Below are 11915 nucleotides of genomic sequence, written 5' to 3' on the forward strand. Positions count from 1 at the left end.
TGAGCTGTACTGATCTTCGTGGAGTCCCTCAAGCCTGGGTTACGCTTCCAGGCGTAAGGAGAACCACGAGCAATGCCAGCACCCCGTAAGTACCCCGATGAGCTGCGTGAGCGGGCGGTGCGCGAGGTCCGCGCGACCGGCCGCCCTGTGGCCCACGTCGCCCGCGACCTCGGCATCCACAAGGAAGCCCTGCGGTCCTGGGTCCGCCAGGCCGAGGCGGACGCCGGCGAGCGTGACGACCGGCTGACGACCGCCGAGCGCGACGAGTTGAAGGAACTCCGCAAGGAGAACGCCGAGTTGAGGCGGGCCAACGAGATCCTGAAGGCCGCCTCGGTGTTTTTTGCCCAGGAGATCGACCGTCCCCGGACGAGGCCGAGCAGGTGATCGACCACCTGCGCGACAAGGGCCTCGGGGTCGATCCCGTCTGCCGGGTGCTGGATGTGTCGCCGTCGACGTACTTCGCGCGCAAGACGCGGCCGAAGTCGGCCCGACGCCTGCGCGACGAAGAACTGATCCCGCTGGTCACAGCCGCGTGGGAGGACTCCGGGCGCACCTACGGCGCACGCCGCGTCACCCGCGCCCTGGTCCGCGCCGGACACACGGTGGCCCGCTGCACGGTCGAGCGGCTGATGGGCGAGCTCGGCATCGAGGGCGTCATCCGCGGGCAGCGCCGCCGCACCACGGTCCCCGAGCCGGCCGCGCCGCGCCCGCCGGACCTGGTCAACCGCCGTTTCACCGCCGAGCGGCCCAACCAGCTGTGGCTGGCGGACCTGACCTACATCCGCACCTGGTCGGGGTGGGTCTACGTCGCGTTCGTCCTGGACGCGTACTCACGCCGGATCGTGGGCTGGCAGGCCGCCACGCACCTGCGCACGGACCTGCCGCTGGACGCACTGGAGATGGCGCTGTGGCGGCAGAGGATCAAGAAGGACGCCGATCTCATCCATCACAGCGACCGCGGGTCGCAGTACGTATCCATTCGGTACACGGAACGTCTCGCCGAGGTCGGTGCCTCGGCGTCGGTCGGGTCCGTCGCGGACAGTTATGACAACGCGATGGCCGAGGCCCTCAACGGCACGTTCAAAGCCGAACTGATCGAACATCAGGGGCCATGGCGGGACTTCGACCAGGTCGAGCGGGCCGTCTTCCAGTGGGTCGCGTGGTACAACGGTGAACGACTCCACTCCGCCCTGGGCTACGTGCCGCCCGACGAGTACGAGCAGACGTACTGGGCGTACCTGGAGGAAGTCCCGCAGACCGCTTGATCACACGATCGCGGACTCTACGAAACTCGGGGCAGCTCAATCCGCCGCTCCGGCCACGCCTGTCGGTCGAGGAACTGCTGGCAGCGAAGAACACCCAGCCGATCCGCTCGCTGGACGATCTCGCAGCCGACACGTTCGAGTCGGACGAGGAACTGGAGCAGTTCCTCGCCTTGACCTACGCCGAGCGTCACCGCGACGCCGCCTGAGACCGCCCGTACAGCCGCGGTGGCGAAGCAGCCGTGGAGTACTGTCGTCGGCATGCGCGGACGACCGGCCCACGAGCCCGACACTCCTCGTAAGTCGAGGCACGACTGGTGGGGCGTCGTGCTCGAAGCGCCCGACCCGCGGGCACTGGCGCGCTTCTACTCGGAACTGCTGGGCTGGGAGATCGTCAAGCAGGACGCTGACGGGGCGGCCGTCGCGCCGCCGGAGGGCGTGGCCTACATCGCCTTCCAGCTCTCGGAGGGATACGTTCCCCCGGCCTGGCCGGCTCGGGAAGGCGCTCAGCGGATCACGATGCACCTCGACTTCGAGGTCGTCGACCTGCGGGCGGCCGTGGCACACGCGCTGGAAATGGGCGCACGGGAGACCGGCCATCAGCCGCAGGACAACGTCAGGGTGATGCTCGACCCGGCGGGCCACCCCTTCTGCCTCTACACGGACGGCAGCAGCGACTAGCCGTACCGGCTTACGGCGCTTTCACTCCCCACCCCTCGGAGCGCGGGCCGCCAGGGCGGGTATGGATGCGATCTTCGCCGGATCCAGGTGCTCCCAGACCAGCCCTGCCGGACGGTGCGGGGAAGGGCAGGAGATGACCTCCTCCGGGGTGACGATCAGGTCCACTCCGAAGTCGTGTTCCGTCGCGGGGAGATCGCCGTCCACGACCTGGAGCGGGTGGACCGTGGAGACGACCACGGTCCGCTCGCCGATCAGTCCGGCCTCCGCCAGGAAGGCGAACTCCAGATCGGAGTACCCGGCGCCCTTGCCGACCCGTACCCCGGCCCGGTTCACCGCGACGCTGCCCACCACCAGGTCGACGGGCCGGAGTTCGTCGACGTCCACCTGCGGAGCGACGGTTGCCGCGATCCTGCTCGAGGCCGCCTCGTGCGGCGGTACGCGCAGAGCGGCGGGACCGAGCAGGTAGAAGGGGCGAGGGCCGGCGAGCCTGGGCACCGCCATGAACACCGTTTTGCCCTCGGACAGCGCATGTGCGCGTACGGGCACTTGCGCCTTGTCCGGCACGGCCTTGACCACCCTCGCGCCCTGTCATGCCGGGAGCTTCGCGAGCCGGTCCGCGGCGGCAGGGGCCCCCTGAAGTTCGGGATACGGCCATGGGTGGTCGTGTCGAGTGCGGCGCCTTCCGCGTCGAGCAGGGCCCATATCCGCTCGCGTACCTCTTGCTTGCGATCATCCATATGCGTTCGCACCCTGTGCTCCCTCATGCCGTGGTCAGGCCGCTTCCATCAGCGTCATCAGCCGGTCCTGTGCCTCGATCACCGCAGGTTCGTCTTATCCCGGCCGCCGCGCTGGGCTACCCGACGCGGTCGAGGAACTTCAGCACGCGCTCCGTGAACAGTGCGGCCGCCTCGCGGTCGTAGGAGGGCAGGCTGCCGTCCGCGAACAGGTGCCGGTCGCCGGGGTAGAGGAACACCTCCGCGTCGTCGGCCGTACGGGCCAGGGCGCGGGCCGCCTCCAGATCGCCCTCCCCGGCGAAGAACTCGTCGGCCTCCATGCCGTGCACCTGCACCGGCAGCCCCCTCGGCCACTCGCCGCCGAACTCGGAGACCGGGACGCAGGCGTGGAACAGCAGCGCACCCTTCGCCCCGGGGCGCGTCTGGGCCAGCATCTGCGCGGGCAGGACACCGAGGGAGAACCCCGCGTAGACCACCTCGCCGGGCAGGTCCTCGGCGGCGGCCCGGCCGCGCTCGGTGATCGTGCCGAACCCTGCCTCCCGCGCGTACGCCGCGCCCTCCGCCATATCGTCGAAGATCCGCCCCTCGTACAGGTCCGGCAGATGGACGGTGTGACCGGCCCCCTCCAGCTCCCGCGCGAACTCCCGCACTCCGGACGTCAGTCCGTGCGTGTGGTGGAACAGCACTACCTCGGCCATACGACCCCCTCGCTCCGGCGGCACCCGGACGGCGCCGCCGTGGGGAGTGTCGCAGGAGCCACTGACATTCCCCGGCGGCTCGGGTCGGGGAGCGGAGGAGACGCACCTCGGCAGGGCCGCAGTGCCGAGGGGATCAGGACGGGGCGTGCGTACCGGCGCTGGTCGGCAACACCGCTTCCGGTGACTCGGGCAGGGTCTGGCCGCCGTCGACGGTGATGGCCTGCCCCGTGATGAACGAGGCCCGTTCGCCGGCGAGGAACTCCACCGCGTCGGCGATCTCCTGCGGCCGGGCGAGGCGGCCCAGGGGAACGGTCGCTGCCATCTGGGCGAGGTAGGCCTCACCCAACTCCTCGAGCCCCTCGGTCATCACGTTGCCGGGAGCCACCGCGTTCACGGTGATGCCGTACGGGGCGAGTTCCAGCGCGGCCGTACGCATGAAACCCAGCTGCGCGGCCTTGCTCGCGCCGTAGTGGCTCCAGCCCGGAAAGCCCGTGAGCGGGCCCGTGATCGAGGAGGTCAGCACGATCCGTCCGCGTCCCGACTCCCGCAGCAGCGGCACGCACGCCGCGGCGGCGAGTATCTGGCTCTCCACGTTGGTGGCGAAGACCTCGCGTACGTCGGCGTGCGTCATGTCCGCCAGCGGCTTGTTGGGGAAGACGCCGGCGTTGAGGCACAGTACGTCCAGGCCGCCGAGCGATGTCCGGGCGGACTCGGCCAGCCGGTGCGCGAAGTCGTGCTCGGTGACGTCGAGAGCCAGCCCCTCCACGGTCTGTCCGGCGCGGCACCCGGCTTCCCGGAAGGTCTCCAGTACGTGTTCCGGAACGCTGCGCCCGGTCAGTAGGACGTCCGCCCCGGAGGTCACGAACGTGGAAGTGATCGCGGCGCCGATGCCGCGTGTGCCACCGACGACGGCGACCTTCGCGGGTAAGGGATTGTCCATACGGCCCTGCCTCGTCTCCTGCGTGAGTGAAGAACGTCCCGCCGTGAGCGGCGTCCTGGCCGGTCTCGGCGCACTGGGCGACGTGTGGGCCGCGCAGGGCTGCGCGGCACGCGGTGATCAGTCGGGCAGCGGAAGTTCGGCGAGCATGACCGCGAAGAGCGGGGAGTCGGCGAAGGGCTGCCGCTCGCCGACCTTCCGGTAGCCCCAGGACTCGTACAGGGCCTGCACCTTGGGGTGCTCGACATCCACCAGCAGGACGGCCAGGTCCTCGTCGTGCTTCGCCAGCAGCCCATGGTGCAGGAGCCGGGAGGCGCCGGTCTTGCGCCATTGCGGGCGCACCATCAGCTCCGAGACGGCGAAGGTGCGGGACGCCTCGGGCGCCGGGTCCAGGAACTCCCGCCACCACTCGCGGCCGGGGGTGGCGGGAGCACCGTAGGCGAAGCCCACCGGTTCGTCGCCGTCGTAGCCGATTACGCAGGAGAAGCCGGGATTACCGCCCCAGTGGTCCACGAACCAGGGGAAGCGCTGGACAAACTCGTCATCCATCTGGTCCGCGTAGGCGTCGGCATGCACCTCCAGGAGGGTCTGCCGGATACGAGGAAGGTCCTCATGAGTGTAGTGACGCAGGTCCAGGTCGGTGGCGGTCGTCATGCCAGGGTCCATTCGTTGCGGTGGCGGTCGCCCCACTCCCGCGCGGCGGCGGAGTCGGGGGCGGTGGTGATCAGGTCGCGGTGGAAGTCGCCGAGCAGGGAGCGCATCCTCCCCGGGAGAGGGTCGCCCTCCATCAGATCGAAGACCGTCTCGGCGGTGGCACACGCCTGCTCGACATCGCGCTGATGGAGCTGAGCCAGGGCGAGCCACGCCGTGCCCATGGCCCGGTTGCGGCGGAACCGGGCAGGAGTGGCGGCTAGATCCTTGTGAGAGGCGGCCTCGGCCTTGGCCGGATCACCGAGTCGACCGTGAATGATCGAGGTGAGTCCGTACAACTCCCCAGGGCCGTAGAAGACGGCCCAACTCGGCCGTGGTGCTTGCAGATCGGCCTTGGCCGGGGCCTCTTCGGCATACCCGAGAGACCGCAGGGCGGCTTGGCGGTCACCGAGATAGGCATGACCGGTTGCCGTGCGGGCGTGGGCGAGCGAGGCGAAGAACGGATCACGGCGGGCGGCGGCGGTGGTCTGTGCCGCCTGCGCGGCGTCCACGACCTGCGTGTAGTTCCCGCTCTCACGGGCCAGCATCGCGTACGAGTTCCACACCCTCAGCTCCGCAGTGTGGTTCCTGGACATACGTGACAGGTACAGCGCGCGATCCAGATACTGCTGAGCCTGCTTGCGGTGGCGGGCATCGATCGCAGACCAGGCGGCGGCTGCCGTGTAGTCGGCCGCCACGCCGAACAGGCGTTGCCTCACGCGCTGGGAGGCTGCCCGCTCCTGCATCTTCAGCGCCTGGTCGGCACCGGACAGAGCCGCGCGTTCCAGGCTCTCGTGCCCGCCCCGGGTGTGGTCCAGGGTGGTCAGGGTCTCCAGTCCCTCGCGGAGCCGGGTCACGTCGGATGTGCCGACGGAGGGCGGCCGGGCGGCGGCGACCAGGGGGACGGCTGCGGCGGTCGTCCCGGTGGTGGCGGTGAGGAAGTGACGGCGTCGCACGGGCTCCTCCTGCTCCGGTGAGGGTGCGGTGCCGCACCTGCCCGCCGGAGGTGTGAAGCCCAACTCCTCGACGGCGCAACCGAACACCGCTTCTAAAGCCTGCCTCTGCCGAGCATGCGGCCAAACCGTCTTTCCGGCCGGCCAGTTGCGCACCGTCCGGTCGCTGACGGTGCCCTCGTGCCCGTCGGCGCGCAGCCGGAAGTTGACGGCCTCGGCCAACTCCTCCTGGGTGAGGCCCGCTTCGAGCATGCGACTTCTGAGGTTCTGGTTCCTCTGTGCTGACCCAAAGTAGCCACTCGGAGGCACTGCGTAGAAGTCGATGAGGGGAAATTTCCGGTTGGGGACGGTCCGCGGGGCTCCGGCTTTTCCTTATCCCCCGCAGTACGCGGCCGTTGACTGGGCGGGACAGGAGCCGCGGGCCCGCCGAGGCGAGCGGGAGGCGGCGATCGGTCCCCAAAGACCCGGAACGAGGCGATGACGACGACGATGACCACGACCACAGGCGGCCCCGCGTCCACCGGAGCGTCCTCCTGGCCGGCGGTCGGCATACGGGTCCTGGACACCGGGACGGGCCGCGTCGCGGTGGTCCTGCTCCTGCGGGACGCCTCCGGGAAGGTCTACACCGAGGGTGCGGGCCGCCCGGCGCGGGCTCTGCTGCGGTGCGAGGGCAGACGCGAGCCGCGCTGGTGGGCCGAGGTCGGCGACCTCAGGAGCGTGCGGTGAGGGCGGCCGGGCGGGAGATCGGCCTGGGGCACCGGGACCACCCGCTGCTGGGGCGGACCGTGCTGGACACCGCCACCGGGCGGACCGGGGTGCTGCGGGCGGTCTGCCCCGAGCCGGACGGCACCGCCGTGTACACGGGATCGGCGTTCCGGCCGGGGAGCGGCCCGCCGGTGGCGTGGCTGGCCCCGGTCGGGGGCGGTGTGGAGTGGACCACCGAGCCGGAGGCGATCCGGGAGGTGGCCGGGTGAGCGCCCGCCGCCGCGCCCCCCGTGCGCCCCGCGTGCCCCGCGCTCCCCGGTCTCTCCGCCTGCCGGAGCCGGACGGCATCGTGGCCGGAGCCGTCCTCGCCGCCGCGAACGTACTCGGCATCGGGGCGGCGGCCTGCGCGACGGGCGCCGTCCCGGTCGTGCAGGCCGCACAGGCCGCCGCCGACGAGCCGTCCGCCACCGCCTTGGACGACGCCCGGCCCGGGGCCGGGCGGTGACCGCGTCCGGTGGGGGAGCGGCGGAAGACGAGGCCGCGTCGGTCCGCCCACCACCTCGTTCACCCTTTCGGGTGGGGCCGGACTTCTCGGCTCCTTCTGCGCGCGCCCGCCGTTACCGTGCGCACGGGGCGGGCGCCGCCGCTACGGTGGAGATCGGAAGGAGATCCGTGATGACCATGGCCATCGATCGGTCCGCACAGACGAACGGCTCCGCGCAGATGAGCGTCGAGGAGTTCGAGCAGCTCGAAGCCGCCGCCCCGCAGACGGTGAAGCTGGAATTCGTACGTGGAGAGCTGAGGGTCAAGCCGGTGCCGGACGGGGATCACGGAGAGATCATCAGGTGGCTGCTCAAGCGGTGCATGGTGCAGCGGCCCGAGCTGTATCTGTATCCGGAGCAGGGGCTCATCGTGGAGGAGTACGGAAGTGGCCGGGCCCGGCCGGACGGGGTGCTGGCCCCGGAGATGTACTTCGCCGGGCGTGGCGAGTGGTCGGACCCCGCCGGTGTGCTGATGGCCGTGGAGGTCACCTCCACCCGGCCCGGCAGGGACCGTACCGAGAAGCCCGACGGGTACGCGGCGGCCGGTATCCCGGTGTATCTGCTGGTGGACCGCGAGCGCCATGAGCTGGTCGTGCACTCCAACCCGGAGAAGGGCCGCTACCGGGACGTCCACACCACGGCCGGCCTCGGCGAGGAGCTGCGGCTGCCCGACCCGGTGGGGATCGTGCTGGAGACCGGCGAGCTCAAGGAGCTGATGGCCTGACGGCCAGGGTGCGTGTCCGGGTACGCGTCCGCGCCGCCGCCGTACGCGCGCCGGAACGGCGGTCCCCGTCCCGGCGCCGGTCGCCGCCGATAATGCCGGTACGCGACGGAAAAGGAGTACCTCCCATGAGCTCCGAGGCGTTCAGGGACCACGGGCCGCGCCCCCACGCGCTGGACATCGAGCAGGCGACCCTGACCAACGACCGCTTCCGCACCACCCTGTGGACCGGCACCAACCTCCAGCTGACGGTGATGAGCATCGAGCCGGGCGGCGAGATCGGCCTGGAGATGCACATCGACCGCGACCAGTTCCTGCGGGTGGAGGCCGGGCGGGGCCGGGTGCTGATGGGGCCGGAGAGGGACCGGATGTCCTTCGACCGGGAGGTCGTCGACGACTGGGTGGTCCTCGTTCCGGCCGGGACCTGGCACAACGTGGTCAACACCGGCGAGGAGCCGCTGAAGCTGTACTCCCTCTACGCCCCGCCCGAGCACCCGCACGGCGCGGTGCACCGTACGAAGGCCGACGCGGACGCGGCGGAGGCCAGGGAGGCCGAGGCGGAACGGGAGGCGGAGCAGGAGGCCGAGGGGGAGGCCGGCGCGGGGTGACCGGCCTCGCCCGTGCCGGTCACCCGCCCGTGCCGGTCACCCGCCCGTGCCGGTCACCCGCCCGTGCCGGTCACCCGCCCGGCGGCGGGGGCTCGCCGGCGCAGTCGCGCAGACGCTCCGAGACGGCCCGCGCCACCTCCCGGTGGCGGCCGTTGAGGTAGAAGTGGCCGCCTGGGAAGGACAGCAGGTCGAAGGTGCCCTCCGTCGCCTCCTCCCACGCCTTCACGTCGGCGTCGCCCACCCTGGGGTCGCTGTCGCCGGTGAGGGCGACGACGGGGCAGCGCAGCGGCTCGCCCGGCTCGCGGACGTACCGCTCGGCGGCGCGGTAGTCGGCCCGGACGGCGGGCAGCACCATGGAGAGGAACTCGTGGTCGGCGAAGAGGCGGGGGTCGGTCCCGCCGAGGGACACCAGCTCCTCGACGAGGCCGGCGTCGTCCTTCAGGTGCACCCACCCCTTCTCCGGGTGCCGCGGCACCGAAGGGGCGCGGCACGCGGAGGCGAACAGGAGTGCCGCGGCCGTGCCCGGTTGCCGCTCGAAGCGGCGTGCCACCTCGAACGCGACCATGCCGCCCAGGCTGTGCCCGAAGAGGGCCAGCGGCCGGTCCGCCCAGGGCGCCAGTGCCTCGAACACGCGGTCGGCGAGTTCGGGGACGCTGTCCACGGCGGGTTCACCGCGGCGCTCCTGCCGGCCCGGGTACTGGACGGCCAGGACCTCCACGAAGGGCGGCATGGCCTGCGAGAGCGGGAAGAAGAAGCTCGCCGAGCCTCCCGCGTGCGGCAGGCAGACCAGCCGGACACCGCTGTCGGGCCGGGGATGGAAGCGGCGGATCCAGGTGCCGTCGTCAGGGCCGTGCACGGGGCGCGGCGCTCCTTTCGTGGGGAGGGGTACGTCAGCCGACGAGGTCGCCGGGGGACGCCTGGGGCTCGGGTGACAGCAGGTGGACGGCGCCCTCGGCGTCGTAGGAGCCCAGGATCAGGAACTCGCTGGTGAATCCCGCGATGCGCTTCCTGCCCAGGTTGATGACGCCCACCACCAGGCGGTCCTTGAGGTCCTCGGCCGGGTAGTTGGTGACCTGGGCGCTGGTCTGCAGCACTCCCGCCGGGCCGAAGTCCACCTTGATCTTGTAGGCGGGCTTGCGGGCCTCGGGGAACTCCTCCACCGACAGGACGCGGCCGACCCGGATGTCGGTCGCGAAGAAGCTGTCGGCGCCGGTCTCGGGCTTGAGCTGCTGGCTGTTCGTCACGGGATCGCTTCCTGTTTCCGTCGTGGGCGCACCGGGGCGCGGCCGTGTTCGTGCTTGCGGGCCGTGCCGGCGGGCACGGCATCCCCCACGGTAAGGGGCGGTGCACCCCGCGTGCACCGCGTCCGCCCTCCCGGAAGGGGGGAGGGCCTGCGGCAGGCCGGGGCGCGGATCCTTCCGGGGTCTCAGGCGAGGCGCACGGTGATGCAGCGTCCGAGCCTGTGGGTCCTCTCGCGCACGGTGGCGGCACCGGTGGCGCTCAGCAGGTCCGCCACGCCGCGGCTGCTGAACGACTGGGAGCGAAAGCCCTGGTCGCCGCGGAACAGGACGCCTCCGTACGGTCCGGGGACCTCCTCCACGATGCCGATGCCGCAGGCGGTGTAGTACGCGCGGCGCACCTCGGTGGTCCACGGTTCCTCGTTGAACACCGAGATCAGGGCGAGGCCGCCGAGGCCGCCGACGCCCGCGAGGACCTTCTCGGGCTCGGTGAAGTTGCCCACCAGGTTGAACGGCAGCAGGTGCAGCGGACGCTCACCGGTCACCTCGGAGGACCACTCCTCGCAGTGCAGGGCGTCGCCGAGTACGGCGCGGGCCCGGTCGCCCAGGCCCTCGTCCCCGATGCGGCGGTTCAGCGAGTCGATCGCGCCCCGGTTCACGTCCACACCCAGGTAGCGGACGCCGGCCGCCCGGGCCACTTCCAGGGCGCGGCCGTCGTAGCAGCCGAGTTCGACCAGGCTGTCGCACTCGTGCCGGCAGACGGCATCCATCGCGGCGAGTCCTTCCATCTGGAGGAAGGGCAGCAGTTCGTCGGGGAAGTTCGCCGCACGCATGATGGCGCGCGCTCCCCCGTCGCGGTAGAAGGAGGCGGGGCCGAGGACTCCGGGGGCGCCGCCGGCGCCCTGGACGCCGGACTGTGGGAATGCAGCGGATTCCAACGAATCTTCACCTTTCGGGTAGCCCCGGTGGCTCATGACGCTCACTTCGGTGCGGTGCCGGGCGGGCGGAAGCGGTTGATGGCGTCGAGGTGCTTGGCCCGCGTCTCGGTGTCGCGCACGCCCATGCCCTCCTCGGGGGCCAGGCACAGCACGCCGACCTTGCCCTGGTGGGCGTTGCGGTGCACGTCGTGGGCGGCCTGGCCGGTCTCCGCCAGGGAGTACGTCCTGGACAGGGTGGGGTGGATCTTGCCCTTGGCGATCAGGCGGTTGGCCTCCCAGGCCTCGCGGTAGTTGGCGAAGTGGGAGCCGATGATGCGCTTGAGGCTCATCCACAGGTAGCGGTTGTCGTAGCTGTGCATGTAGCCGGAAGTTGAGGCGCAGGTGGTGATGGTGCCGCCCTTGCGGGTGACGTAGACGGAGGCGCCGAAGGTCTCGCGGCCCGGGTGCTCGAAGACGATGTCCACGTCCTCGCCGCCGGTGAGTTCGCGGATGCGCTTGCCGAAGCGCTTCCATTCGCGGGGGTCCTGGGTGTGCTCGTCCTTCCAGAAGCGGTAGTCCTCGGCGTTGCGGTCGATGATCGACTCGGCGCCCATGGCGCGGCAGATGTCGGCCTTCTGAGGGGAGGAGACCACGCAGATGGGGTGGGCGCCGCCGGCCAGGGCCATCTGGGTGGCGTAGGAGCCCAGGCCGCCGCTCGCGCCCCAGATGAGGACGTTGTCGCCCTGTTTCATGGCGGCGCCGTTGCGGGAGACCAGTTGCCGGTAGGCGGTGGAGTTGACCAGGCCGGGGGCGGCGGCTTCCTCCCAGGACAGGTGGGCGGGCTTGGGCATGAGCTGGTTGGATTTGACCAGGGCGATCTCGGCCAGGCCGCCGAAGTTGGTCTCGAAGCCCCAGATGCGCTGTTCGGGGTCGAGCATGGTGTCGTTGTGGCCGTCGGCGTTCTCCAGTTCCACCGACAGGCAGTGGGCGACGACCTCGGCGCCGGGCTGCCAGGCGTTGACGCCGGGGCCGGTGCGCAGCACCACGCCGGCCAGGTCGGAGCCGATGATGTGGTACGGCAGGTCGTGGCGCTTGGCCAGCTCCGAGGTGCGGCCGTAGCGCTCCAGGAAGCCGAAGGTGGGCACCGGTTCGAAGATCGAGGTCCACACCGAGTTGTAGTTCACCGAGGAGGCCATGACCGCCACCAGGGCCTCGCCGGGGCCCAGCTC

17 protein-coding genes are annotated in these 11915 nt (G+C 71.2%); 8 read left to right on the plus strand and 9 right to left on the minus strand.

What is annotated here, in order from left to right:
• Positions 1-72 precede the first annotated feature (72 nt).
• The 3 genes from CUT83_RS00020 (at position 73) to CUT83_RS00030 (ending at position 1943) form a co-directional block, all read left to right on the plus strand.
• Positions 73-1265 (plus strand): IS3 family transposase gene (locus tag CUT83_RS00020; protein ID WP_101253822.1). Its coding sequence is split into 2 segments (ribosomal slippage): positions 73-337 and positions 337-1265, totalling 1194 coding nucleotides; the frame shifts between segments, so codons are not numbered across the junction.
• Positions 1262-1471, plus strand: coding sequence for a hypothetical protein (locus tag CUT83_RS00025; protein ID WP_241524755.1), 210 nt, complete (start codon positions 1262-1264; stop codon positions 1469-1471). Before CUT83_RS00020 ends, CUT83_RS00025 begins: the two co-directional genes overlap by 4 nt.
• A 52-nt stretch (positions 1472-1523) precedes the next feature.
• Positions 1524-1943: a VOC family protein gene (locus tag CUT83_RS00030; protein ID WP_101253823.1), complete on the plus strand. Its 420-nt coding sequence runs from the start codon at positions 1524-1526 to the stop codon at positions 1941-1943.
• 21 nt (positions 1944-1964) lie between these two features.
• Here CUT83_RS00030 and CUT83_RS00035 read toward each other — a convergent pair whose 3' ends face one another.
• The 5 genes from CUT83_RS00035 to CUT83_RS00055 form a co-directional block, all read right to left on the minus strand.
• Complete coding sequence (locus tag CUT83_RS00035) at positions 1965-2507, minus strand: 5-formyltetrahydrofolate cyclo-ligase (protein ID WP_338104346.1); 543 nt, start codon at positions 2505-2507, stop codon at positions 1965-1967.
• 289 nt (positions 2508-2796) lie between these two features.
• On the minus strand, positions 2797-3375 hold the full coding sequence (locus tag CUT83_RS00040; protein WP_101253824.1) for a dienelactone hydrolase family protein: 579 nt from the start codon (positions 3373-3375) through the stop codon (positions 2797-2799).
• Positions 3376-3508: 133 nt separating this feature from the next.
• Positions 3509-4315, minus strand: coding sequence for an SDR family NAD(P)-dependent oxidoreductase (locus CUT83_RS00045; protein ID WP_101253825.1), 807 nt, complete (start codon positions 4313-4315; stop codon positions 3509-3511).
• Between the two features lie 117 nt (positions 4316-4432).
• Complete coding sequence (locus tag CUT83_RS00050; protein WP_101253826.1) at positions 4433-4966, minus strand: GNAT family N-acetyltransferase; 534 nt, start codon at positions 4964-4966, stop codon at positions 4433-4435.
• Positions 4963-6264: a helix-turn-helix transcriptional regulator gene (locus tag CUT83_RS00055; protein WP_500691330.1), complete on the minus strand. Its 1302-nt coding sequence runs from the start codon at positions 6262-6264 to the stop codon at positions 4963-4965. The genes CUT83_RS00050 and CUT83_RS00055 overlap by 4 nt, the downstream gene beginning before the upstream one ends.
• Before the next feature lie 180 nt (positions 6265-6444).
• On the opposite strand from CUT83_RS00055, the gene CUT83_RS00060 reads away from it, so the two are divergent.
• From CUT83_RS00060 to CUT83_RS00080, 5 genes are all read left to right on the plus strand, one after another.
• A complete protein-coding gene (locus CUT83_RS00060; protein WP_143688441.1) occupies positions 6445-6681 on the plus strand; it encodes a hypothetical protein in 237 nt (78 codons plus the stop codon).
• Positions 6678-6929, plus strand: a complete 252-nt coding sequence (locus CUT83_RS00065; RefSeq protein ID WP_240958569.1) for a hypothetical protein — start codon at positions 6678-6680, stop codon at positions 6927-6929. The genes CUT83_RS00060 and CUT83_RS00065 overlap by 4 nt, the downstream gene beginning before the upstream one ends.
• Complete coding sequence (locus CUT83_RS00070; RefSeq protein ID WP_101253828.1) at positions 6926-7165, plus strand: hypothetical protein; 240 nt, start codon at positions 6926-6928, stop codon at positions 7163-7165. Before CUT83_RS00065 ends, CUT83_RS00070 begins: the two co-directional genes overlap by 4 nt.
• A 176-nt stretch (positions 7166-7341) precedes the next feature.
• Positions 7342-7926, plus strand: coding sequence for a Uma2 family endonuclease (locus tag CUT83_RS00075; protein ID WP_093852568.1), 585 nt, complete (start codon positions 7342-7344; stop codon positions 7924-7926).
• A gap of 125 nt (positions 7927-8051) precedes the next feature.
• The gene (locus CUT83_RS00080) at positions 8052-8531 is read left to right on the plus strand and encodes a cupin domain-containing protein (protein WP_173914993.1); all 480 of its coding nucleotides are present in this window, start codon (positions 8052-8054) and stop codon (positions 8529-8531) included.
• Positions 8532-8601: 70 nt separating this feature from the next.
• Here the strand turns inward: CUT83_RS00080 and CUT83_RS00085 are convergent, their stop codons facing one another.
• From CUT83_RS00085 to ccrA, 4 genes are all read right to left on the minus strand, one after another.
• Positions 8602-9387, minus strand: a complete 786-nt coding sequence (locus tag CUT83_RS00085) for a thioesterase II family protein (RefSeq protein ID WP_101253829.1) — start codon at positions 9385-9387, stop codon at positions 8602-8604.
• Between the two features lie 34 nt (positions 9388-9421).
• Positions 9422-9775 carry a tRNA-binding protein gene (locus CUT83_RS00090; RefSeq protein ID WP_101253830.1) on the minus strand — a complete coding sequence of 118 codons (354 nt, stop codon included), beginning with the start codon at positions 9773-9775 and terminating at the stop codon, positions 9422-9424.
• Positions 9776-9957: 182 nt separating this feature from the next.
• A complete protein-coding gene (locus CUT83_RS00095) occupies positions 9958-10707 on the minus strand; it encodes an SAM-dependent methyltransferase (RefSeq protein WP_194074689.1) in 750 nt (249 codons plus the stop codon).
• Positions 10708-10748: 41 nt separating this feature from the next.
• Positions 10749-11915 (minus strand): crotonyl-CoA carboxylase/reductase (gene ccrA, locus CUT83_RS00100; RefSeq protein WP_101253831.1); only part of this gene is annotated, 1167 nt, incomplete at its 5' end.

It is taken from the genome of Streptomyces barkulensis (assembly GCF_002843305.1).
Taxonomy (GTDB): domain Bacteria; phylum Actinomycetota; class Actinomycetes; order Streptomycetales; family Streptomycetaceae; genus Streptomyces; species Streptomyces barkulensis.